20 protein-coding genes are annotated in these 25056 nt (G+C 51.4%); 18 read left to right on the top strand and 2 right to left on the bottom strand.

Annotation, left to right across the window (positions count from 1 at the left end):
* Positions 1-56 precede the first annotated feature (56 nt).
* From ACEPST_RS03415 to ACEPST_RS03365, 11 genes are all read left to right on the top strand, one after another.
* Positions 57-1289 carry a helix-turn-helix domain-containing protein gene (locus tag ACEPST_RS03415; RefSeq protein WP_204121726.1) on the top strand — a complete coding sequence of 411 codons (1233 nt, stop codon included), beginning with the start codon at positions 57-59 and terminating at the stop codon, positions 1287-1289.
* Between the two features lie 114 nt (positions 1290-1403).
* Positions 1404-2663 carry a PTS transporter subunit EIIC gene (locus tag ACEPST_RS03410; RefSeq protein WP_395390502.1) on the top strand — a complete coding sequence of 420 codons (1260 nt, stop codon included), beginning with the start codon at positions 1404-1406 and terminating at the stop codon, positions 2661-2663.
* The gene (locus ACEPST_RS03405) at positions 2653-3546 is read left to right on the top strand and encodes an alpha/beta hydrolase (protein WP_204121724.1); all 894 of its coding nucleotides are present in this window, start codon (positions 2653-2655) and stop codon (positions 3544-3546) included. Before ACEPST_RS03410 ends, ACEPST_RS03405 begins: the two co-directional genes overlap by 11 nt.
* Positions 3547-3586: 40 nt before the next feature.
* Positions 3587-4444: a LysR family transcriptional regulator gene (locus ACEPST_RS03400; protein ID WP_204121723.1), complete on the top strand. Its 858-nt coding sequence runs from the start codon at positions 3587-3589 to the stop codon at positions 4442-4444.
* Between the two features lie 77 nt (positions 4445-4521).
* Positions 4522-4758, top strand: a complete 237-nt coding sequence (locus tag ACEPST_RS03395; protein WP_204121722.1) for a hypothetical protein — start codon at positions 4522-4524, stop codon at positions 4756-4758.
* A 41-nt stretch (positions 4759-4799) separates the two neighbouring features.
* A complete protein-coding gene (locus tag ACEPST_RS03390) occupies positions 4800-5645 on the top strand; it encodes a sulfite exporter TauE/SafE family protein (RefSeq protein ID WP_203639194.1) in 846 nt (281 codons plus the stop codon).
* The gene (locus ACEPST_RS03385; protein WP_204121721.1) at positions 5645-6022 is read left to right on the top strand and encodes a DUF1634 domain-containing protein; all 378 of its coding nucleotides are present in this window, start codon (positions 5645-5647) and stop codon (positions 6020-6022) included. The genes ACEPST_RS03390 and ACEPST_RS03385 overlap by 1 nt, the downstream gene beginning before the upstream one ends.
* 148 nt (positions 6023-6170) lie before the next feature.
* Complete coding sequence (locus ACEPST_RS03380; RefSeq protein ID WP_204121720.1) at positions 6171-7406, top strand: multidrug efflux MFS transporter; 1236 nt, start codon at positions 6171-6173, stop codon at positions 7404-7406.
* Positions 7406-8068: a GTP pyrophosphokinase gene (locus ACEPST_RS03375; RefSeq protein WP_204121719.1), complete on the top strand. Its 663-nt coding sequence runs from the start codon at positions 7406-7408 to the stop codon at positions 8066-8068. The genes ACEPST_RS03380 and ACEPST_RS03375 overlap by 1 nt, the downstream gene beginning before the upstream one ends.
* Before the next feature lie 121 nt (positions 8069-8189).
* On the top strand, positions 8190-8603 hold the full coding sequence (locus ACEPST_RS03370; protein WP_125764610.1) for a hypothetical protein: 414 nt from the start codon (positions 8190-8192) through the stop codon (positions 8601-8603).
* A gap of 497 nt (positions 8604-9100) precedes the next feature.
* A complete protein-coding gene (locus ACEPST_RS03365; protein ID WP_204121718.1) occupies positions 9101-9499 on the top strand; it encodes a hypothetical protein in 399 nt (132 codons plus the stop codon).
* Between the two features lie 117 nt (positions 9500-9616).
* On the opposite strand, the gene ACEPST_RS03360 is transcribed toward ACEPST_RS03365, so the two are convergent.
* Positions 9617-9826 (bottom strand): YjzD family protein, encoded by a 210-nt coding sequence (locus tag ACEPST_RS03360; protein WP_125764614.1) that lies wholly within the window; start codon positions 9824-9826, stop codon positions 9617-9619.
* A 268-nt stretch (positions 9827-10094) separates the two neighbouring features.
* On the opposite strand from ACEPST_RS03360, the gene ACEPST_RS03355 reads away from it, so the two are divergent.
* A complete protein-coding gene (locus ACEPST_RS03355) occupies positions 10095-11291 on the top strand; it encodes a cation:proton antiporter (RefSeq protein WP_203642307.1) in 1197 nt (398 codons plus the stop codon).
* Between the two features lie 613 nt (positions 11292-11904).
* Positions 11905-12516, top strand: a complete 612-nt coding sequence (locus ACEPST_RS03350; RefSeq protein WP_204121717.1) for a CadD family cadmium resistance transporter — start codon at positions 11905-11907, stop codon at positions 12514-12516.
* Positions 12517-12565: 49 nt separating this feature from the next.
* Here the strand turns inward: ACEPST_RS03350 and ACEPST_RS03345 are convergent, their stop codons facing one another.
* A complete protein-coding gene (locus ACEPST_RS03345; RefSeq protein ID WP_395390500.1) occupies positions 12566-15292 on the bottom strand; it encodes a YfhO family protein in 2727 nt (908 codons plus the stop codon).
* Between the two features lie 1563 nt (positions 15293-16855).
* On the opposite strand from ACEPST_RS03345, the gene ACEPST_RS03340 reads away from it, so the two are divergent.
* The 5 genes from ACEPST_RS03340 to ACEPST_RS03320 all read left to right on the top strand — a co-directional run bounded on the left by ACEPST_RS03340 (position 16856) and on the right by ACEPST_RS03320 (position 24946).
* Entirely contained in the window at positions 16856-17548 is a 693-nt protein-coding gene (locus tag ACEPST_RS03340; RefSeq protein WP_203639177.1) for a response regulator transcription factor, read from the top strand.
* Complete coding sequence (locus tag ACEPST_RS03335; RefSeq protein WP_204122174.1) at positions 17538-18887, top strand: sensor histidine kinase; 1350 nt, start codon at positions 17538-17540, stop codon at positions 18885-18887. The genes ACEPST_RS03340 and ACEPST_RS03335 overlap by 11 nt, the downstream gene beginning before the upstream one ends.
* Positions 18888-19701: 814 nt before the next feature.
* On the top strand, positions 19702-20667 hold the full coding sequence (locus tag ACEPST_RS03330) for a LacI family DNA-binding transcriptional regulator (protein ID WP_204122173.1): 966 nt from the start codon (positions 19702-19704) through the stop codon (positions 20665-20667).
* A gap of 193 nt (positions 20668-20860) precedes the next feature.
* Positions 20861-22234 (top strand): SLC45 family MFS transporter, encoded by a 1374-nt coding sequence (locus tag ACEPST_RS03325; RefSeq protein ID WP_204122172.1) that lies wholly within the window; start codon positions 20861-20863, stop codon positions 22232-22234.
* Between the two features lie 441 nt (positions 22235-22675).
* Positions 22676-24946, top strand: coding sequence for a glycoside hydrolase family 65 protein (locus ACEPST_RS03320; RefSeq protein ID WP_395390498.1), 2271 nt, complete (start codon positions 22676-22678; stop codon positions 24944-24946).
* Positions 24947-25056: the final 110 nt, after the last annotated feature.

Below are 25056 nucleotides of genomic sequence, written 5' to 3'. Positions count from 1 at the left end.
ATCTGGGAAGAGGGTGTTCTTGTCTTAACGGAGGAAAGTGGAAATGGGGGATGAATATGACCGCCAAAATCGTGTATTTGGAACAGACTGTTCCGGATAATACTACCACGCAAGAACACAATCTATTTATGTTAGACTATCCCGTTTATCAGGTCGAAGCCAATGGCCAATTAACGCCGGTGTTAAGCACGTGGGGCAAGGTACTCTCCATCATGATTGACAAGAAAGACCGGTTTAAAATTTTCTTCACATCGGGACGGACCTTTGTCTTAGGGAGCAAAAAAATTATGGCTTACGATACGGATGCGGATGGCTTGGATTCGGTGTCGCGGATTCACAGCCACGGCTACCAGTTTGCCTCGGAACACCCCACGCTAGTTGCCCAGTCCAGCGCGCAATTGCGCTCGGTCTTTCCCAACATTCGGGTGTTGCAGGAGATTCCACGCGAATACGTCGTCATTGACTGCGAGTTTGGAATTCTCTTTCGGACGCAACGAACGGGCGACCACATCGCCATGGATCGAACGACCATTGATGGCGAGAAGGCCGGAATCTTTCAGCTAGCCGCGTTGGGGTATCGGGGGAACCAGCCCCTGGATATCTATTTCAATCGTTATTTTGATCAGCCTGCCTTTGCCGCGGAAATGAAACTGCGTGGGCTCAAGGAAACGGGCACGTCCTTGGCTGACTATGAGGAACAAGCCCGGCCACTGACCGTATTGAAGGACTTTATCCAGCAAGTCTTACGGCGGCAGTTACCGCTTGTTTTCTGGGACCAGGGCAATGATCTGCGCTTACTCCGCCACACGCTGGCGGTGAATCTGCCGTATTTGGCAGAAGAAGACCGGGCGGCATTAATGGCGCCACTCTGCGTGTTTGACGGGAGCCTGTACACCAATCAGGTCATTAATCGCAGTAATCATCAAAAGGATACCCATCATTTTCTGCCGTTAAATGGGATTGCGGGCCTGCTGAACATTTTCAACCCCAAGCAACACAATGCCTTATGGGATGCGCAGACGACCCATTTTGTGATCGATGAGTTGGCCCGTATCAAACAGGCTGATCCGGTGGTTATCCAGGAACCGCGGCCACTAGCGCCACCCATTCTGCAATTGCCAACGGTGGTTCCCGTGCCCATCGCATCCCAGCCAGCCGCCCAACCAGCAGCGACGACCTTACAACAGTTGCGAGCAGCTGGGCAGACCTATCGCGAGATTGCCGACCGCTTCGGCCTCAGTACCAGCACGGTGTGGCGGGCGGTGAAACGGCGTGACGGGGTTCATTAAGTTCTACCGAAAACCAGCATCCCTTTAACATTAGTAAATTTATAAGACCTGGGCCGCCAATTTTTACGGAAAGGCCGTATAATGAAAACAGTTAAAGGGATAAGGGGTCGATGAATGATGGGAAGATGGCAACCGCTACGGGGATTGTGGCGGATTAATCAGCGAATGGAACAGTGGCGAGCCATGCGGGCGATTAAAGAGGCGTTACGAGTAGCGTACCCCTTTATTTTAGTGATGACTTTAGTAGACGTTGTCGGTCAGAGCTTTTTAGCTTCCAGTGGCTTTTTTTACCAAATTTATCATATTGGGAGTTGGCTGCCCGGTATCGACTTGTGGCAACAGTTCTTTCAGGCAATCAGCCTGGTGATCAGTGGCGTAACAGCTGTGATTGTGGCGTTTACCGTGGGACATTATCTGGCGCGAACCTATCGTGGGGATGCCTTAGCCGTTGGTGTGATGAGTGCGCTGGCATTTCTGGCGCTCAACGTGAATTACGATATGCTGGGAATGCCTAACTCTGAGAGTGACGGCATGTCGTTATTTGTTGAGAATAATTTAGGCCCGCAAGGCATTTTCTTGGCCATTGTGGTTGGTCTGGCAGTGGGGTGGCTGGGAAGTCATTTAATGGCGAGCCTAACAAATTGGCAGCAACGCCATCCCCGTTTCGGGCAGATGTCCTGGGCCAGCCGGGTCGCGTGGCCGACCATTTTTGTGCTGATTATAACGGTGGCATTGGGTTATGGCTTCAGTTGGTTCACGGACGGTGGCATGAATGATTTGGTCTACCAGGCGTTGAGCGCGACCGTGGCGAACCCCGGCCACCGGGGGTTCGTGATTTTAGGTGTGACGACGCTGAGCAACGTTCTGTGGTGGTTGGGCTTTATCGGTCCCATTTCGTTGGCTGGGAACAGCTCGGTGACCTCTTTGCAAAATCTGGCCTACGCTGTTCAGCATGGGTCTGGTTGGGGTGCCGGCATGACGTTGGCCCTACTGTTAGCGATTGGATTGGTTTCCAAACAGGCCAGTTACCGGCGGGTAGCGAGCCAGACTTTCTTGCCCAACTTGGTTAATTTGAATGAACCTACGTTACTGGGGTTGCCTGTTTTGTACAATCCAATCCTGCTGATTCCATTTCTGGTAGCGCCCGCAGTGAACATCGTGTTGGCCTGGTTTGCCATTACCTGGAAGCTGGTCCCGCCAATCGTGTATCCGGTACCGCGGACGACGCCAGGACCACTGATTGCCTTTCTGGGTACCGGTGGCGACTGGCGCGCCTTACTGCTTAGTTTGGTGTGTTTAACTATTTCGGTCTTGATCTATGTCCCATTTGTTCGGCTACTGAATCACGAAGGGGGCGAGGACCATGCGGCATAGTTGGTGGCGGTGGCTTATCGGGGTGATTGTCGTGCTGGTGATCTTTCTCCCAAGCGTGGGCTGGATGCAGCAGCGTATCACCCAATATAAAACAAACTATAAAACGCCCTTGAACCCGACCATCATGGTCCCGGGGTCGAGTGCGAGTCAAAATCGCTTTGATACGTTGATTACGCAGTTGCGTAAAGAAACCAAGGCTAGTCATAGCGTGTTAAAGGTCAAAGTGGCTGAGAACGGCCAAATTTCCTATACCGGATCGATTCGGCAGGGAGATAATCAGCCGTTTATTGTGATAGCTTTTGAAAATAATCGTGACGGCTATGAAAATATCAACAAGCAGGCGAAGTGGTTGTCCCTAGCAATTAAGGACCTCGTAAAGACCTATCACTTCAATCATTTTTCGGCGCTGGGTCATTCCAATGGTGGGTTGATTCTCAGCCTATTTCTAGAGAAGGACTTCCCGCAGATCAAGCACGTGGCCATTGATAAACTGATGACCATCGCGACACCGTATAATATGGAATCCGATAGTACAACGACCCGGACGGCCATTCTCAAAGAGTTGGTCGCGGGCCGGAGCAAACTGCCAAAGAAACTGACCGTGTACTCCGTAGCCGGAACGGAAAATTATTCAAGCGACGGTACGGTGCCAGCGAACAGCGTTAACCAGGGGAAATATGTCTTCCAAAATCAGGTGGCGCACTACACCCAAATCACGGTTACCGGGGACGATACGACCCACTCGGACCTGCCGCAAAACAAGCAGATTGTCTTGTTGATCCGGCAATATCTCTTGAAAGAAAACTTACCGGCCAAGGATCGGTATCAACGGCCCAACAAGAACCAGCAGCGTTCCATTACCGGGGAGACCGGTCTGCCTTAAAGGTTTGGTATAATGGAAAAAAACGGTGGGGGTCTTCTCGGTGAATTTTCGACAACTAGAATATTTTTTGGCGGTGGCCAATGCCGGTCAGATTACGGCAGCGGCGCAACAGCTGCATATGGCGCAACCGCCATTGAGTTATCAGTTAAAACAGTTAGAAACGGAAATGGGCGTGACCCTCTTGAACCGCTCCGCTAGTGGGACAACGTTAACGCCCGCGGGACAGCTTCTGCGGGACTATGCGCAACAACTGGTCGATCTCAGAGACCGGGCGGACAGCCAGGTGCGGTCGCTAGGACAAGGGTTAGCGGGCGTGTTGTCGGTCGGCGTGATTTCATCGTCGATTGGGGCGACGCCGAACGCCAAGCTCCGCACCCTCACGCGCCATTACCCCAAGGTCCAGATTCGCTTGTTTGAGGACAACACGTATGGTTTGATTGATCGGTTAGAAAAACATCTAATTGATGTGGCCATCGTGCGGACGCCCTTTACGGCACCGGGATTGGCCAGCAAGGACCTCGCTTCGGAGTCGATGGTGGCCGTGGTGCCCAAGAAGTATGATCACTTTCCAGCGGCTACGTTAAAGGTTGAGGACTTAGCAACCGTTCCCCTGATTATTTATCGGCGGTTCGAGCACCTGTTCCAGGCGACTTTCGCTGAAAAGCAAATGGCGCCATTCATTGCCTGTACCTGTGATGATGCCCGAACGGCGGTCCAATGGGCCGAATCCCGGATGGGGGTGGCGGTCGTGCCACAGTCGGTGGCGGAACAGACGAGTGGTCTGCAAACCAGTGTCCGACAAATTCGGTATCAACCATGGCGCACCACCCTGAAGTTGGTTTGGCCGGAACAAATCACGCCTAGCCCGCTCCTTCAGCGGTTTATCGACAGCTACTGAGGCTAAAGTCGCGGTTGCAGGCGGCAGTCTGGCATATGTTAAATACAAAATAAAAGAAGTTGCCATATGATTTTTGTATGGCAACTTCTTTTGCTTATGAAAGCGATTGTAAGCCTGAACGTTTCCCATTAGTTAAGGGTGGAAATTGGCTGAAAAACATTGGGGTTAAGAAAAACATTATATTTATAGATACACAAAATAGAACAAACAATTTTAAAAACGCTGGTATTAAGCCAATTGTAAATGTGAAACATTTAACAAACAAGCGACGAATTATTCTCTGGCAAACTTGCCGCCATCCCCGCAAAGGTTGATAATCGGTTAAGTAAATTGATGAAGGAGGCATTAGTCACTTATGATTCATACAGCCATTATTATGTTGGCCGTGGGTATCTTCGCCGGAATCGCCGGGGCCATTTTAGGTATCGGTGGTGGGATGATTATCACGCCAATCTTAACCCTCGGGATGGGGTTAAACATTAAATACGCGATTGGGGCTAGTATCATTGCCGTTATCGCCACTAGTTCAGGATCAACCATCGCTTACCTGCGCGATAACGTGTTAAATCTGCGGGTCGCTATGTTCTTGGAAATTGCGACGACCATTGGGGCCATCGTGGGGGCCTTGTTAACCGGGGTCTTGGATCCCAAATACTTGTACCTCTTATTCGGATGCCTGCTCGTTTTCTCCGGGTGGAACATGTACCGCAAGTTGCGGCGCGGGTCCGAAGTCTTACAACGGGTCGAACCGGATAAGATAGCGGCGAAGTTGAAATTAAACGGGACTTACTTTGATAAGGCCGAAATGAAAGATATTGATTACCAGGTTGAAAACGTGCCAGCCGGTTTTTCCGTGATGTTTGGGGCCGGGGTCGCTAGTGGGTTGCTGGGCATTGGGTCCGGTGCCTTCAAGGTGATGGCATTGGATACCTTTATGAAGATGCCGCTGAAACCTTCCAGTTCAACGTCCAACTTGATGATGGGGGTTACGGCAGCAGCGAGTGCCACGGTGTACTTCTTTAACGGCGCGATTTTACCAGGAATCGCCGTTCCGATGGCCTTAGGGATCTTGGGTGGTGCCGTGATTGGCTCACGGATCATGCAAGTTCTGCCAGCACGGTGGATTCGCATCGTCTTTATTCCAATTATTTTGTACATTGGATTTGAAATGTTATTTAAAGGATTGGGGGTTCACTTCTAATGGCACAAAAACCAGCAACGACCGCCAGAGAAATGGCACAGGTCGAAACCATTATTGGGCGAATTCTTCAGGTTGGGGTTATTTTCTCCGCCATTGTCATGTTGATTGGCTTAGCTTTATTCCTGATTACCGGTTACTCCGGCTACGATGGGAATTTCGTACCCCGGCAAATGGGGATGATTCTGGCTGGAACGTGGCAATTAAAGCCCTTCGCCATCATGATGCTTGGGGTGTACTGCCTGATTTTAACGCCCGTCTTGCGGGTCGTCGTTTCCATCTACGCTTTTTATAAAGAAAAGGATCACCTGTACGTGGCCATCACCACGTTAGTGTTAATTATCTTACTCATCGCATTAGCGATTGGGGTTAAAGGATAAGCCACAGAATAGAAGAATGTGTGAAGCTCGAGGGGCGACTCTCGGGCTTTTTTTGCGGGGAAATGGGTTAGCAAAATCAAGTGACAGTTGGCGCGGTTATGCTAAACTAAAAGGTAAGTAGATTTTCAGAAACGAGAGGCGACTCACCGTGGGAACACGCAAGACCGAGCAATGGCGGCGAAATTTAGCCGTCTTATGGTTAGGGACATTTATTGCTGGCATGGGATTCAGTGAAATCATGCCATTTATTTCGTTATACGTCGATGATCTGGGGACATTCACCAAAGGCCAGCTGACTATGTATAGTGGGCTGACCTACGCGGCGACCTTCTTTGTGATTGCCGTGGTGTCACCGTTATGGGGCAAACTGGCGGATCGGAAAGGCCGGAAACTCATGCTGCTACGGTCCTCGCTGGGGATGGCCGCCGTCATTGGCTTGATGGGGTTTGTGACCAACGTGTGGCAGCTGATTGGCCTGCGTTTCTTACAAGGCTTCTTTGCGGGGTACATCCCCAATGCCAGTGCACTGATTGCGTCGGAAACACCGAAGGAGAAGAGTGGCAACGCCCTGGGCATCCTGACGACTGGTTATGTGAGCGGTAATTTGATTGGCCCGGTGTTGGGTGGTATCCTGGCCCAAGTGTTTTCGATTCGCTGGACGTTTATCCTAACCGGGATTTTCCTGATTATCGTGTTCTTCCTGAGCGCAACGCTGGTCCACGAACACTTTACGCCCATCAGTAAGGCGCGCCAGGCTCAGGCCGGCTTTTTCCTGAAACAGGTGAAGAATCCGACCCTCATCGTGGTGTTATTGATCTCGACCATGTTTATTCAAATGGGCAATAATTCCATTACCCCAATCATTAGTCTATACGTCCGGCAGTTGATGCATCATACCGGACCCATCACGCTGGTTGCCGGAATCATCGCGGCCTTACCAGGAATTTCGACGTTGTTGGCGGCCCCGAAATTAGGTGAGTATGGTGACCGCCACGGAACGCAGCGCGTGTTGGTGTTCGGCTACGTCTTTGCCGTCCTGATGTACTTCCCTCAAGGCTTTGTGACCAGCGTTTGGCTACTCGGCATTTTCCGGTTCATGATTGGCATCTCGGACGGGGCCCTGTTCCCGGCTGTGCAGACGATGTTGACGAAGAATGCGCCACAATCCTTGACCGGGACGGTCTTTAGCTGGAACCAATCCTTCCAGGCCCTCGGCAGTATGCTGGGCGCCATGTTGGGTGGGGTGGTCGCCAACTGGTTCAATTACAACGGCGTCTTTATGTTTACCGCCTTGACGCTGTTATTAAATTTCTTATTACTAGCGTGGCTGGTGCCCGAAATGCGGCAATGGCACAAGCGACCCGCTAAAAGGAGTGTAAATTAATGGCTAACGAGAACTTACCCGCGCAGTTTCCCAACGACCCGACTTCACTGAAAGCCATCGATCAGTTTCGCGCGTTGATGTTAAATTATCGGAGTGCAGTCCAGGTGGTTGAAACCAAGATTCACTACCTCGACCAGGAATATCAAATTCAAAATGGCCACACGCTGGTCGATAGCCTGCAGTCACGCATCAAGTCGCCGGAGAGTATCATCGAAAAGGTGCAGCGCAAACACTTGGCACTGAACCTGCAGACGTTACCGGATCAGATGCATGACATTGCTGGTATCCGCGTCATCGTGCGCTTCGAGGATGATATTTTGTCCATGGAACGGCGCTTGGAGAAACAACCGGATATTAAAATTTTAAATCGCAAGGATTATGTCTCAAAGCCGAAACCCAACGGCTATCGGAGCCTCCACCTGATTCTAGCGGTGCCCGTCTTTTTGGCGGCTGGCGTTCAGGAGGTCACGGTCGAGGTCCAGATTCGCACGATTGCCATGAATTTCTGGGCCTCACTCGAGCATGAATTAAGTTATAAGAAGAATGTGCGCCACCAAGATGAGTTGCGGCGTGAGTTGATTGCCAAGGCCGAGCTGGTGCATCAATTGGACCAGGACATGAATGGCATTAAGAATCAGATTCGAGCGGAAGAAAATATTTAGCGTGATTTTAAGCGTGGTCGACAGCCAGTCGAACGCGCTTTTTTACGTCAGAGAGCGTTGCATTTACCTGCTAAAGTAACCGTTTTCGTGATAAACTAAACCTATGAAGGGAGCGGATCATATGTTACGAAATAAAGTGATGACTGTTTTAGCCGTTAGCGCCTTGGGACTGGGGTTTGAAGGCCTCATCCAGGCACCACAACCGGCAGCCGCTAAGCAGAGCGTTTACCAGAAGATTCCCAAGCGTTACCGGGGGACTTGGAAGCTCAAACATTCGACCGGTCGCGTGAAAAAGGGCAGTCAGCTGAAGATTAAGGCGCGGGTCTTTAAGAGTGATTTCGGTACATACAAGGACAAACAACTGGGTGTTCACATTGGTAAGAAGGTTGGCAAGAAGTATGTGTCCGTCTTCCAAATCGCCAATGGGAAGCAGGTTGGCGAGTACAACGTTTTGCGCCGGACGCACTATAAGAACCAGGTCGCGCTGAAGTGGACGTTCAACACCTCAACCGCCTACTACGTCAAAGCCAAGTAACGGGTTAACCTTGTCGTTGCTACCGGGCTGGTGAAAACTGGGCCTGGTCGCGTCCGTTCCCGGCGGCGCGCTCAAGGTGCCCTGCTGTGGGGTCGGTTCCAGCCAAAGGGCGGGCTTCCACCTCAACTTTGAGCCTGAGGGGCGGTCTCAAAGGTTGCCCCGTGGGCTAGGCTGGAACAAAACTCCAGCCAAGACCACCGACACAGCTGGTCACCTTGGCGCGCCTCTGGTCACTCCCACGACCGGCCCAGTTTTCCCAGCCCCGTGGCTGACACGGGTTTGACCCGTTGCTCGGTTAGGTCTTGAGGTGGTTGGTGCTGGCCGGGACGCTCACGCCGTTTGTGTCCTAATAGTGGAACGCGTACCTGCTCCAACGTGCCATTGTTCTCTGCACGTCACGCCAAGTTTCTTTGTTAAGTTACCTTGCCAAACGGTTTCCTAGTGCCCAAACTCTGCTCATCTAGTGATACGCTAAATGGTGAGGGGAGTGGATAGCTATGCTGAAACAATTATTCATGACGACAATTGCTGCGACCACTTTGGGCTTGGGGGCCACTACGCTATTAGAGGCACCCCAGCCGGCCGCTGCGCAGAGCGTTTATCAGTCGGTGCCACAGGCTTATCGGGGGACTTGGAAATTAAAGCATGCCACTTGGTCAGCGAAAAAGAATCTCAAATTAAAAATTACCGCGCGTTCGTTTAAGAGCCAGTTTGGATCTTACGCGGGCAAGGAACTGGGGGTCTATCAAGGCAAGCACAGCATCTCGGTCTTTAAGATTGCCGGGGGCATGCAGGTGGGGGCGTACAACACCCTGCAACGCACGCACTACCAGCAACAGCCTGCCTTGAAGTGGTCGTTTAACGGTCAATCGATGACCTATGTTCGGGCGCGGTAAGCCAGTTGATACTTAGAACGACAAAGCGGCAACCACCCAGCATAACCGGATGATTGCCGCTATTTTTGACGCCAAAAAAGCCTCAGCATCAGCCAAGGCTCCGTTTATCGATCAAGCTTAACGTGACTTTTTATCACTGGAAGCTTGGTTATCACGGCTAAGTAGCGTGATTCCGTTGACCGCAATCACAGCGACTACTGCCATCCAGATCCCAATTTTCATGGGTTCCCAAGTCATTTGTTCCAACGTACCACCGATGTAACCCATAACTTCGCCGAAGATAACGGACCAAAAGATCACGACTAAATTAGATTCAAGCCACTTCACACGTGTCACCTCACAATCGTTATTAGTTTACCACGATTAGTCCTTCAACGGGTAATTAAGTTTGCGCTCGCAGGCAATTTTATCACCAATATATTGCGTAGCCTGACAGAGCGTGGTCGTCTGTGTTGCGATTGGTGGCGTTTTCTAGTATACTGTATGAAATATGAATTAGAGATGGTTGAAGCGATTGCTTTCAAGAACGGCGTCCTCCTTGGGTTGGGGGGACCGTTTTATGGCGGTCGCTTTTTTCGTGCGAGGGAGGAAACTTGTGGAACTATTAAAAGACTTAACGTTAATCTTATTGGCAACAACCGTGGTGGGACACTACTGTACCCGTATCGGGATTCCGGCCGTCATCGGTCAACTGTTAGTGGGGGTCCTAGTGGGACCGGCCATGTTGGGCTGGATCTCACTCAGCCATTCACTGGAAGGCTTTGCGGAAATCGGGGTCATCATCCTGATGTTCATCGCCGGACTCGAAAGTGATTTACAACTGTTGAAACGCTACCTGAAACCCAGCGTGTTGGTCGCCCTCATGGGGGTGCTGATTCCCGTTTTGGGGACGTACGCCGTGGGGATGTTTTACAACCTGGGCGTCACGGAAAGTTTATTCATCAGTGTGATTTTTGCCGCGACCTCCGTTTCAATTTCCGTGGAAGTCTTAAAGGAAATGAACGCGTTAAATAGCCGCGAGGGGACCACGATTCTGGGGGCCGCCGTGGTTGATGACGTGTTGGCCGTTGTGATTTTAAGTGTGCTGGTCAGCACGACCGGGACCGCCGTTGGTGAGAGTGCCGCGCAGTCTAGCAGCCTCTTACTGACCACGATTGAACAAGTGATTTACTTTGCGGCCATTTACTTTGTGGTTCGCTGGTTAGCGCCTTACATGGCCAAAATTGGTGAACGCCTATTGATTCCAATGGGGCCAACGCTGATGGCCATCATTCTGTGTTTCGGGATGGCTTACGTAGCCGAACTCGTTGGCTTAAGCGACGTGGTCGGGGCCTTCTTTGCCGGTATCGCTATTTCCCAAACGACGGCGCGCTCCACGGTCGACCGGCACATTGAGCCCGTCGGCTACGCGCTGTTCATCCCCGTGTTCTTTGTCAGCATTGGGTTGAACATGGACTTCAATGGGTTGGGCAAACAGATTGGGTTCATCCTAGTCTTGACGGCCGTGGCCGTTCTGTCCAAGTTGATTGGTGCCGGGAGTGGGGCCAAAATGGCCGGCTTCTCCTGGGGCAGTTCCGCTGCAGTGGGCGCCGGAATGGTCTCTCGGGGCGAAATGGCCTTGATCATCGCGCAAATTGGGTACGCCGCTAAGCTGATGTCACCGGTCCGCTACTCAGCAATCGTGGCGGCCATCATTATCGCGACGCTGTTGGCACCGTTCCTGTTGCGGTGGACGATGGACCGCGTGCACCATGGGGAAGTCGACCGCTCCAAGGTCCGTCCGTCCGAATAAAACTATGATCTTTGGCGACGCCTCCGGACTGGTGAAAATGGGCCGTGGCGCTGTGGGCGCACGTCTGGAGCCGAAGGGCGGTCTCCAGACTTACTTTGAGCCGAAGAGCGCGTCTCAAAGATAGCAGTTACCTAAGCGGGAAACCCGCTAAGGCAACTCCCACGGCTGAGCCCATTTTCACCAGCCCTGCGGCTGAGACTGGTTTGATTCGTGGTCGCTTGTAGTTGTTTTTGTTAGCATTTGTGTAGTGATTGTGCTGCCTTTAATTAATTGAGAGGGTGGTCCACCGACACAGCCGGGTACCTTGGCGCGCCTCTGGTCACTGCCACGACTGGCCCATTTTCACCAGCCCTGCGGCTGAGACTCGTTTGATTCGTGGTCGGCTGTAGTCGGCTTTCGTGTGTCTAACAAACATTGTTTGGCGACGCGACACTTAATCAATAAGAAACAATGCAATCGAATGAGTCAGCCACAAACAAACTTGGTGGTTGGCTCATTTTTTGTTTCCAATTTTCACCATTTCCCGTCGTTAGGGAATTGCCTACTTGTCGGTAGCGGAAAATGTGATACACTGCAATTGTAAGAGCTTTCACTACAGATTGGAGTGCCCGTCATGTTCCAGACCATTCTGACGGCCGTGATGTTGTATACCGCCACCGCCGTTGACCTGCTTGTCATCCTCTTGATTTATTTTGCCCACGTCAAAGACAAACGCCAGTACCTGGATATTTACCTGGGCCAATACCTGGGATCCGTGGCGTTGATTTTGATGAGCCTCTTTTTTGCTTTCGTACTGCACTATGTGCCCGAAAAATGGTTGTTGGGCTTATTGGGATTGATTCCCATCTACTTTGGGATTCGGGTCTGGTTCGTTGAAGACTCCGGGGAGGCCAAGGCGAAGGAACGCCTGCACAGCAAGGGCCTCAGTAAGTTGACCGAGACCGTAGCCATTGTGACCATCGGGAGTTGTGGGGCGGACAACCTCGGGCTGTTCGTGCCGTACTTTGTGACGCTGACCCGCCAACAGCTCATCGTGACGCTCATCGTCTTCCTGATCATGATCTACTTGCTGGTGTTCACGGCACAGAAAATCTCCTGTCTGCCGGGGGTCGGCGAGTTCATCGAACGCTACAATCGCTGGGTCATTTCGGCCATCTATATTGGCCTGGGACTCTTTATTATTTTGGAAAACGGCACGATTCAACAGTTACTTAAATTTTTGTAAACGAAAAGCTGGCACTAACCTGTGAAGGGTTAACGTCAGCTTATTTTGGTTAGAAATGATGTTGATTTGCTAAATCTTCTTCGCGTTTCTTAAGGGGCCGTTGCCATTCCACCGTGAACCACAGGAGGATGAAGACGACGAAACTGGCCAAACTAATGGTCATGCCCAACTTCAGTCCTGGCGTAGTGTAGTGCAGGACGACGTGATTCTTGCCCGGCTTGAGTGGCACGCCAATCATGCCCGGATAGTTGTGGCGCACGGGAAGCAGCGATTGCGCATGCATGGCCGATTGGATGGCGACCGGTTTGCCGTTAACCGTGGCCGACCAGCCCGGTGTCTTCGGAATCGCAACGTAGAGCAGGTTGCGGTCCGTGGTCCCCGTGACGTCCCCGGATAACCAGGAAACGCCACTGTTGGCCCGCAGCTTGAACCGTTGTTGCTTTAAGCTATCGACCATTTTGACGAATTTCCGCTCGTTCATGGAAGCAAACTGGTTGGTGTAGCCGGCCAGTGGTTCCTGGGTGATGTAACTGATTTTCAGCACGTCACCCTTGGTGAACCAACCCAATTTGGCCAAATACCGGTAGCCATCGGCCTTGATCATGGGTCTGACGGAACGGCCGTTGACCGCCAAACTCGAGTAGATAATCGCGTTAGCCGGTGAGTAGCCGTGCAACAGGCCGGTCGCGTTGACTCGCACCTTAAAGGTTTGGACAAAACGTTGGCTCGGCATATCCGTTGAACCAGCAACCCGTTTCAGGTCATCCTCGTGAGCGCGATGCGTTGTGACGCTCAAGACCTTCACGGGCGCCAACGTATTCTTAGGGGCATCTAAGGCCGCCAGGATACGTTGCTGGTTGATCAGCGCCGCTTGGTCGTCCAGCTGGAGCTTACCAAATTTCTGAGGCACCGCGAAGCCGAAACCGGCGTACGTGTCCAGCAATGAGACAGGGTCTTTGTGCTTGGCATTCAGCCGATATTTAACGCCCATCAGCGTGTCGGTCAGACTGGAATAGCCTTGTGAACTGATTCGCCGCACGTTGGGACTGAAGTAGCCGAGGTCGTGTTGGAAGACCCGGGCCTGCTCGTTCAGCGTGGAACTGTAGTAACTGACGCCAGGATAATTGAACATGATGGCATCGTTGTAGTGGTTATAAACGCCGCTGTAGGCCCGTCCAATTTGGGAATGGCTGAAGTCGATGCGGTGCAGGTTGGGTTTCGATTTGGCAGCCGTCACCCGGTTGAGGTTGGCGGCGTCCTTTTGATAGTATTTTTCAAACTTCGGCTGAGATCCCCATTCCATGCCCTGAGTGGCCATTAGGAAGGTGCCGCCCAGTTCAAATGAAATCAGGACGCCCATTAGGCCTAAGCGAATCGGGCGCCACTCGGTGATGAAGAGCAGCATCGTGTTGAGCAACAACAGGCCCAGTGCCGGCCACAGTAGGTGAAAGGCCGGCTGGCTCATGACGTACAGGTCGTGGTTGTAGCTGGGCAGCAGGTGGTCCCAAACGGTCGGAATCACCTGGGCACTCAGAAAGCCGATGACTAGTAGACCCGCGGCCCAGACCAGAGCGAGGACTTTTTGCGGGTCGTTCATCGACTGGGACGGGTGTGTTTGCCAAGCCCGGTAGGCCGTCGTCAACGCCAGAAACGTAAAGAAGTAGACGTTCCGGTACGGGAAGCCAGCGGGTTGTTGGAACATGTGCCATGTGGTGTTTAATACCGTGACGAATAGGCCCAGTCCCATGACAATTAAGAGCCACATCGTTCGCTTCTTTTCCACCGCGTGAACCTGGGGGGAGACGAAGTAGACGATGAGCAGGAGAAACATCAGTGTGCCCATGAATAACGACGGTGCATGGTATAAATGGGAGACGTAGGTGCTGGTTCCCGGCGCAAACTGGGCAAGCACTTCCGGCCCAAACATCGGTGTGGGTAGGTAATTATTGATGAAGAAATTACTTTTCCCGGTCAGCAGCATCCCCATCGCTGTGGGAATCAGGACAATCATTGACATCCCACCGGCAACCAGGGAGCCAATCGTGAATTGGCGAATGGCCGGCCAGTGCATGTGCCAAACGTCCTTGAATGGCGTGGCGTTAGGTTGATGTTCAATGATTAAGTAGATAAAGTACATAACTGAAAACAGGCAAGTCATATAACCCATATAGTAATTGCTAATAATGGTGGCGGTCAGGCTAACCGTGTACAGGCCATAGCGGTGCAGGCTGACGATACGGTGCAGCCCCAGGGCGACCAGTGGCAACCAAATCAGGGAGTCCAGCCACATCATGTCATAGAAGTACATGCTAACGAACCCGCACAGGCTAAAGGCCGTGGTGAACAGTAACATGGACCAGCCGCTCTTTAAAAAGGCGTGCCGGATGAAAACAGCCATGGTCAGGCCAATCGTACTAATTTTTAAAATAATGATCCAGGTCATCGCCACCGGCAATTTGGTCGCCGAGAAGAGGAAGACCAGGAGATTGAACGGACTGATGACGTAGTAGGTCAGGAGGGGAATAATGCCGCTCCCAGACCCAAGTGAAAAGGAAAATAGGTGAAACTGCCCATGCAGGACGGTTGACCGTAGATTTTCTAGAATGGGGATGTACTGAGTCCCGATATCGCTAAATAGTAAGTTTCGTGGGCCAAACGGTGTAATCTGTAAACGCCAAAAGATTAAACACAGAATGGCGAATGGAATTAGAAATGCTCCCCCATACACCCAGCGGCTAACTCTTAGGGCCGCTAGGGTGTGCCGTTGTTGCTTCATGAATACCCCTCCGTTATTGATCCTGGTTAAATTGTCCGTGGTCTTGGCAGCGCCTCCGGGCTGGTGAAAATGGGCTGCGTTGTGTCCGTTCCCGGCGGCGAGCTCAAGGAGCCCTGCTGTGGGGCCGGTTCCAGCCATAGAGCGGGCTTCCACCTCAACTTTGAGCCTGAGGTGCGGTCTCAAAGGTTGTCCCGTGGGCTAGGCTGGAACAAAACTCCAGCCAAGACCACCGACACAGCTGGTCACCTTGGCTCGCCTCTGGTCACTCCCACAACTGGCCCATTTTCCCCAGCCCTGCGGCCGACACGGCATTTAACCCGCGTCAACCATCGTGGACTGTCTGCTTTTTTGATGTTGTGAAAATGGGTTGTGTCGCGTCCGTTCCCGGCGGCGCGCTCAAGGTGCCCTGCTGTGGGGCTGGTTCCAGCCATAGAGCGGGCTTCCACCTCAACTTTGAGCCTGAGGTGCGGTCTCAAAGGTTGTCCCGTGGGCTAGGCTGGAACAAAACTCCAGCCAAGACCACCGACACAGCTGGTCACCTTGGCTCGCCTCTGGTCACTCCCACAACTGGCCCATTTTCCCCAGCCCTGCGGCTGACACGGAATTTAACCCGCATCAACCGTCGTGGATGGTTTGCTGTTATTATTTCATGGTACGTCGTTTTTCTTTATCGACAATGGCCACTGACTAATTTGTAGCTAGTTGCAAAGCGATTGGTCGTAATCCCGCGTAAACTTCAGCGGGAATCAAACCAACCAGTACCAAATATGTCTGACTATAATAGAATACCATGCAGACTCTTTGGTTAAAAGTCTACCGCAAAAATGGGGGAGCTCTACCAGGGACGCGCTAAACTTCGTAAAAACTTAGCGTTTAGTTAGGGGAACGACTTAAGCTCGTGGTCAGCTCCGGGATTTGTTGCCGGTTTCGGGTGGCTAGAATGGGCGAATGCGCCAGAAAATTTAAGCAAGGTAAATAGGCGTAACCCGACAACTTAAGGTTACGTTATTGTTAATGGTGTAGGCTATAACCTTAATTGCCCTGGTCTGAAACGATCGGACCGGGTAACCACTCCGGATACGCAACCAGTTGTGGTAAAATTTAGCTGATTGACTACTTGAATCTAGTGGTTAATATAATCAGATTATTGCTGAGTAAAGTGAACTGTAAATTAAAGAACTGCCGGTTTGAGACAAATGTTTCAGGCCATTCACGCCGCTTTAATGGATTACGCCGTTAGTGATCAGATGTATCAACCAGCACGCTGGCATGTATACGAAAATAACGGTTGGGATTGGTGCGGGTTAAATCCGTGTGAGCCGCAGGGCTGGTGAAAATGGGCTCAGCCGTGGGAGTTACCTTAGTGGGTGGGTTTCCCGCTTAGGTAACTGCTATCTTTGAGACGTGACTTTCGGCTCAAAGTAAGTCTGGAGACCGCCCTTTGGCTCCAGACGTGCGCCCACAGCGTCACGGCCCAGTTTTCACCAGCCCGGAGGCGCGGACAACGACCAATTTAAAATGAATCAAACCAAACCAAGATAAAATTACTAGGAGGAATGCCCGTTGAGTACTACTGCGAAGGTATTAGTTGTCGAAGATGAAAAGGAATTATCCGCGGACATTGTCGAATTAATTTCGCCAATTTGTGAAACCGAAACCGCCTTTGATGGCGAACAAGGAGAGTTTTTAGCCAGCCAGGATGTCTTTGATGCCATCATTTTGGACCTGATGCTCCCTGGCGAAAGTGGGCTGGATCTGCTTTTACACATCCGAAATAAGGGTATCAAGACCCCCGTACTGATTTTGACTGCAAAGGATACGATTGCCGATAAGTTGCGGGGCTTCAATGATGGGGCCGATGACTATGTCACCAAGCCATTCCACCGGGAGGAATTACTCGCCCGCATGAAGGCCTTATTGAAACGGACAGGCCATCTGAATAGCTCGGACGTGATTACCCTCGGCCAATTGTCAATCAACACCAGCAAGCATTTAGCTACCTTTAACGGGGAACCCTTGACGTTGAAGGGTCGCGAATTTGATTTGCTGGCCTATTTGGTGGCCAATCCGGGGACGATCATTACCAAGGAACAAATTTTCAATCGGCTGTGGGGCTTTGACTCCGAGACCAGTCTGTCTGTGGTCGAAGTTTATATGAGTAACCTGCGTAAAGAGCTGAAGAATGCCGGCAGTGACCTGTCGTTGCGGACCATCCGGAATGCGGGGTACATCGTGGAGGCCCCAGATGAGCAATAAAGTTAATCGCGCCCAACAGTGGCGGCTCTTTTGGAGCAGTTTTATCGGCTTTACCCTGATTTTCGTGTTGCTGGGCGTCATCGTGTTCGTGCTGTTTCGGCGAACGATTCTGACCACGACGGATCAGACACTGCGCGTCGAACGCAGTGCCCGGCTGGCAGGACCGCCACAACAGAAGACGGCACAACCCTTTCAAAAGGATAAGCAGGACGCTCAACAGGCCCTGCACCGAACCGCCATTCATCCGTTCATGACCACGACGGTGGTTTTTAACACGAACGGGAAAATCTTAAACAAAACGCAGTTGGGATCGCGCTACGAGACGTTGAAAAATGTGGTCTTGGACACCTCACAGCAGGGCCAACTCCATTCGATTGTCATCAACGGCAAGTATAATTTCCGAACGTTACTGGTGAAGGTGCCGCAGAGTAATACGGACAAGACGGTGGCGGGCAGATACCTACTCATCATGGAAAATATTGACCCGCAAAAGGCCGCCATGCATACGTTTACCAAGGTCATGTTGATCACCATGGGGGTTTTCTGGCTGTTATCGATCTTGATGAGTATGTGGATGTCACGCTTGACCATGCGGCCGATTCTCCGGTCGTGGGGCCGGCAGACCGAGTTCGTGGGTAACGCCGCGCACGAGTTGCGGACGCCACTGACCATCATCCAAAATAAACTGGAACTCCTCCTGACGAAACCGAACGATAAAATTATTGATCAGGCGGAAAATATTGCGATTGCCAGCAGCGAGAGTCAACGACTTCAGAAGCTGACCCAGGATCTGTTGGCACTAGCACGGTCGGATTCCAATACGTTACAAACGAACTTTGAAACGACCCACGTTGCCCAATTTTTGGACCGGACCGTGGAACCGTACACGGAAATCGCTGCTAGCCAAGGGAAAAAGTTGGTCATGGAACCCGTGGCAGATTTCAAGGCAACATTGGATCAGAACTTAATCCATCAATTGATGAATATCCTGATTGATAACGCCATGAAGTATTCGCCTAAGGGCAGTACCATCACGGTGACGGCCAAATTGGTCAACCGTAAATGGCAACTGATTGTCGCCGACCAAGGCATCGGCATTCAGCTAGCTGACCGCAAACGAATTTTTGACCGGTTTTACCGCGTCGATACGTCCCGGAGCCGCCAAACCGGTGGTAATGGGCTGGGCTTGTCGATTGCGCAGTGGATTGTCAGCCTGCATCACGGCACCATTGCAGTCAGGGATAATCAGCCGCACGGGAGTCAGTTTGTGGCCACGTTGCCGCTCAATCCAGAAAATGGTCTGACCAGTCGGCACGAAAAGAAACCCAAGAAAAAGTAAGGCGACTTAACCAAGTGGTCGTCAATCAGGTTCCAGCTAGTTATCTGCGGCTGGAACCTTTTGTTTACCCTGGGCAATGCGTAACCATTCAACCCGGAAAAAGTTTCAATGGCACCAGTTCTATGGTAAGGTTGTTTCATCAAGACAGCCAGCTTGGTGGTCTTTGTCAGTGCCTCCGGGCCGGTGAATATGGGCCGTGACGCTGTGGGCGCACGTCTGGAGCCGAAAGGCGGTCTCCAGACTTACTTTGAGCCTCTGAGAAACGAGTCTCAAAGATAGCAGTTGTCTAAGCGGGGAACCCGCTAAGGCAACTCCCACGGCTGAGCCCATTTTCACCAGCCCTGCGGCGGACAGCAGCTTGGTCCATCAGTAAGCTGGTCATTGTCGAATTTGATGGATATGTCAGTCGATATGATTACTGTAATTAGCTATATTAATAATAAATATGATTGAAATCGTTAGAAATAAACATAATGTCAAAACAGTTTGATTCGAAATGGTGGCTGAGGTGAGTTATCGCCACGGTAAAATGAGTGAATCGGTGTCAGTGACCAGAGGTGGGCCAAAGTGCCCAGCTGTGTCGGTGGCCTTGGCTGGGGTCCTTTCCCAGCCTGGCCCACGGGACGACCTTTGAGACCGGTCTTTGGCTCAAAGTCGAGGTGAAAGCCCGCTTCTCAGGCTGGAACCGACCCCATAGCAGGGCGTTTTGAGCCCGCCGCCGGGAACGACCAGGGCACACATTTTTCCGCTGGTGAGGTGACGAACCAAGCCGACCGGTTCGGATCAACTGATGAATAAGGAGTATGTCAAAAAGATGTTAACTATCCGCGATATTGCCGCGAAGGCCGGGGTCTCAGTGTCGACCGCCTCACGGGCTTTAAATAATAATCCGCGTATTAGCCAGGCGACCCGGGAACGCATCCAGGCGCTGGCCGAGGCGGAGGGGTATTTACCAAATTATAATGCGAAAAATTTAACGGCGGGGGAAGCCAATGCCGTGGGGGTGGTCTTTCCGACCGCGGATCACAGCCATCCCGAGAACCCGTTCTACATTGACCTGTTACGGGGAATCAACGGGCAGCTCACGCAACGACATTACGTGTTGTCCGTGGCCATCAGTAAGACGTCCGAGGACTTGTTGGAGAATGTTAAATCAATGGTCGTCCAGGGGAAAATCAAACGGTTTGTCCTGATGTATGCCCACCACGATGACCCGATTGCGGCTTTCCTGCGTCAGCACCATTTACGGTTCGTGACGATTGGTCAGCCGGATGACAACGCCAACGATTACTTCGTGGACAACGATAACCTGCAGGCCGGAATCGGCGGGGCCACGTACCTGTTGAACCAGCTGGCGGTCAAGCATCCCGTCTTCGTGGAGTCGGCACATGACTGGGCCTACGAACAACAACGGCGTCAGGGGTACGAACGTGTCGCCGCCAGTTTCAACGTGGAGCCGTTGACCTGCAAGTTAGGTGAGGTCAATCGGGCCCGCTTGTTCATTAAGCAACATCCAGAAATTGATGGGATCATGGCGACCGATGACTTTAACGCGATTGAATTTTATCGTTTGGTTCGCGAACAGTCCAGCATCCGTAACTTTCCGGTGGTCAGCTTCAACCACTCGCTACCAACGGGTTTGACGGATGCAGATTTGCATTCGGTGAACTTGTTCCCGGAAAAAATGGGTTCGGCAACGGTGGCTTTGCTGTTTAGTGACCGGGAACCGTTAGACACACCGACCCCTGGACAGATCAGAATTCCGTACGAAATTAAATAGATTGTGAGGGCCTGCACGACTGGCGATAAATCCAGTCGGCAGGCCTTTTTTAATTGTCAGCGGTATAAAAGCGCTTTAAAAAAGTTCCAAAAAAAGTTGCGCAAACGGTTGCATTAATTTCAATCCGGTGCAATAATGATTCATGTAATCGTTTTCAGCAATTATTTAAATGAGATTTGAGGAGGTTTTTCACATGTCAGATGTTGCTTCTGAAAAGGCACCAACAGCTGAAGCCAAGCCCAAAAGTGGCCTGCCTAAACTGCCTGCCAGCACAATTTGGATGATCAACTTTGGTTTCTTGGGGGTTCAAACGGCCTTCACGTTACAAAGTTCTCAAATGAGTCGGATCTTCCAAACCATTGGGGCCGATCCTAACAGCTTAGGGTGGTTCTTCATTTTGCCACCATTGGCCGGCTTGATTGTGCAACCGATTGTCGGGTACTATTCCGACAGAACTTGGGCACCAAAGTGGGGTGGCCGCCGGTTACCTTACCTGTTACTTGGGACGATTGTCGCGGTCATTGTCATGTGCCTGTTGCCTAACTCAGGGAGTATGGGCTTCGGGTACGCGTCACTAGCTGCCTTACTGTTCGGTGCCATTACCGTGGCCTTCCTGGACTTGTCTTCTAACGTTGCCATGCAACCGTTCAAAATGATGGTTGGGGACATGGTCAACGATGACCAGAAGAGTTACGCTTACGGGATTCAAAGTTTCTTATCCAACACGGGTGCCGTTTTAGCCGCCATCCTGCCATTCCTGTTCGCCGCAATTGGGATTGCCAACACCGCTTCTAAAGGGGTTGTGCCCGCAACGGTTAAGGTTGCCTTCTATGTTGGGGCTATCCTGTTGGTCATCACGAGTTTATTCACGATTTTCCGGGTTCACGAATATGATCCAGATACTTATGCAAAATACCATGGCATTACCAAGGAAGATAACGCTGAAGGTGGGAACTGGTGGACGTTACTGAAGTCTGCGCCTAAGGTCTTCTGGACCGTTACCTTAGTTCAATTCTTCTGCTGGGTTGCCTTCCAATACCTGTGGACTTACTCCGCCGGTGCTATCGCTGCCAACGTTTGGCACACGACGAACGCTGCATCCGCTGGCTACCAGGCTGCTGGTAACTGGTACGGGGTCTTAGCCGCCGTTCAATCTATCGCCGCTGTGGTTTGGTCATATGTTTTGGCTAAGTTACCAAACAACGTGCACAAATTGGGTTACGCCGGGAGCTTAGGTTTAGGTGCCCTTGGGTTTATCTCCGTCTTCTTCCTGCACAACCAATACGCTTTGATCGTGTCATTTATCTTAGTTGGGATTGCTTGGGCTGCGATGAACACTTACCCATTGACTATGGTTACCAACGCTTTGTCTGGTGCCCACATGGGGACTTACCTGGGGTTGTTCAACGGTTCAATTTGCTTGCCACAAATCGTTGCTTCCTTAGCTAGTTTCGCCTTGTTCCCACTGCTCGGTGGTGCCCAAGCCAACATGTTCTTGTTAGCTGGTGTCATCATGGCTATCGGTGCCTTCTCCGTCGGCGCCATCAAGGAAACTTACAAGGCTTAAACGGATGTTCAATTCGCCTTACCGGGTGAGAAAAATGAGACTGGAACGCTGGGGACAGGACGCCCGAAGCCGAAGGGCGGTCTTCGGGCTCGCTTTGAGCCTCTTAGACCGAGTCTCAAAGTCGCCATTTACTGAGCAGTGCGCTCAGTAAATCCCCCGGCTGAGCTCATTTTTCTCACCCTCACGGCTAACATCGGTTTAAACCGGTCAGTTCTTTTCCTTATAGATTGCTTCGATTTAATTGAAGCTTTCCGGTATGATGTAGCTTAGCCTTCGGTCCCATTTACAGGCTCCCGGAGGCGGAACCATTTATAACATTGTAATAGACTGGTCAAATAAACTTTGGCTGGGGCGGCCTGAGGGTTTAACCATTTTGGCTGAGCGCTTGGGTCGTTTTTCATTAAACGAAAATAACACACTTAAAAAGGAGACATGTTTACCATGAAACGTATTTTTGAGGTACAACCTTGGAACGTCATTACCCATACTTTTGACCCCCAAGACAAGCGTCTTCAAGAATCCATGACTAGCTTAGGTAACGGCTACATGGGGATGCGGGGTGACTTTGAAGAAGGTTATTCTGGCGACTCTTTGCAAGGCATTTACTTAGGTGGTGTCTGGTATCCAGATAAGACCCGGGTCGGCTGGTGGAAGAACGGTTATCCCAAGTACTTCGGTAAAGTGGTCAATGCCGTTAACTTCATCAAATTACCTATCGAAATCAATGGTCAAGCCGTTGATTTAGCCAAGGATAAGTTTAGCGACTTCACCTTGGACCTTAACCTACAACAGGGGGTCTTGAACCGGTCATTCACGGTTGAACGCGGGGACGTCAAGGTTGCCTTGACCTTCCAACGCTTCCTGAGTGTGGCCCAACAAGAACTCTCCGTTCAAAAGGTCACGGTCAAGAACTTGAGCGACGCCAGCGTTGACGTCACCATCAAGCCAAGCATCGATGCCGATGTGAAGAACGAAGAAGCCAACTATGACGAACGATTCTGGGACGTCTTAGCCGCAGAACAAGGCCAAGACAGCGGTAGCGTGGTTGCCAAGACGACGCCTAACCCATTTGGTACGCCACAATTCACTTCCGGGATGGAAATGCGGACCGTGACTGATCTTAAGAACGTCGCCGTTACCCAACCGAACGACAAAGAAGTAGTCAACGCCTATACCGGGAGTTTAGCCCCACAAGCAACGACTGAATTGGAAAAGCGGGTTATCGTGGTAACTTCTCGTGACTACGACAGCCAAGAAAAATTAACGGCCGCGATGCATGAACTCAGCGACAAGGTTGCCAAGTCTTCCTATGAAGAGTTGTTCGACGCCCACACCAGTATCTGGGGCAAGCGTTGGGAAAAGTCCGACGTGGTCATCAACGGCGACGACGAATCGCAACAAGGGATTCGTTTCAACCTGTTCCAGCTGTTCTCCACTTACTACGGTGAAGATTCTCGCTTGAACATTGGGCCTAAAGGGTTCACTGGTGAGAAATATGGTGGTGCTACTTACTGGGATACTGAAGCCTTCGCCGTTCCCGTTTACCTGGGAATCACGAACCCTGAAGTGACCCGCAACCTGTTGATGTACCGTTACAAGCAGTTGGACGGTGCCTACATCAACGCCAAGGAACAAGGCTTAGACGGTGCCCTCTTCCCAATGGTGACGTTCGACGGGATCGAATGCCATAACGAATGGGAAATCACCTTCGAAGAAATTCACCGGAACGGTGACATTGCCTTCGCCATTTACAACTACACCCGTTACACGGGCGATACCAGCTACGTCCTGCATGAAGGGGCCAAGGTCTTGACCGAAATTTCTAAGTTCTGGGCCGACCGGGTACACTTTAGCAAGCGTAACAACAAGTACATGATCCATGGGGTCACGGGTCCTGACGAATACGAAAACAACGTTGACAACAACTGGTACACCAACATTTTGGCCCAGTGGACGTTGAAGTACACGTTGGAAATCTTGGGCAAGGTTGACAAGGAAACGGCTAAGAAGCTGAACATTTCTGCCGACCAAAAGGCCAAGTGGCAAGATATTGTTGACCGGATGTACCTGCCTTACGACAAGGACTTGAACATCTTCGTCCAACACGATGGCTTCCTGGACAAGGACATCGAACCCGTCAGTGCCATTCCAGACGGACAACGCCCAATCAACCAAAACTGGTCGTGGGACAAGATCTTGCGTTCACCTTACATCAAGCAAGGGGACGTGCTCCAAGGTATCTGGGACTTCATCGACGACTTTACGCCGGAACAAAAGAAGTCAAACTTTGATTTCTACGAGCCACTGACGGTTCACGAATCAAGTCTGTCTCCCGCAATTCACTCAGTCTTAGCCGCTGACTTGCACTACGAAGACAAGGCCGTTGAATTGTACAACCGGACGGCACGTTTGGACTTGGACAACTACAACAACGATACGGTTGATGGCTTACACATCACGGCCATGACCGGTGGTTGGATTGCTGTGGTTCAAGGATTCGCTGGCATGCGGGTTCGCGATGGCCAATTACACTTTGCGCCATTCCTGCCTAAGCAATGGAAGAGCTACAGCTTCCGTCAAGTCTTCCGTGGTCGCCTGATCGAAGTCAGCGTTCACGCTGATGGCCCACACTTCAAGTTGATCAGTGGGGAACCATTGACGATTGACGTGGCTGGTGAAAAGGTCAACTTAAGCGCCGCAGTCACTGAGTAAAAATGGTTGGGAGTGTCCATGCGTTCGTTCCCGGCGGCGGGCTCAAGCGGCCCTGCTGTGGGGTCGTGGGCTAAACGGTTCTGGCCAGCGCCTCCGGCATGGTGAAAATG

Origin of the sequence: Levilactobacillus sp. FUA 3915 (genome assembly GCF_044053135.1) — a bacterium.
Lineage (GTDB): Bacteria > Bacillota > Bacilli > Lactobacillales > Lactobacillaceae > Levilactobacillus > Levilactobacillus lanxiensis.
This window is presented reverse-complemented; position numbering and strand designations above follow the sequence as displayed.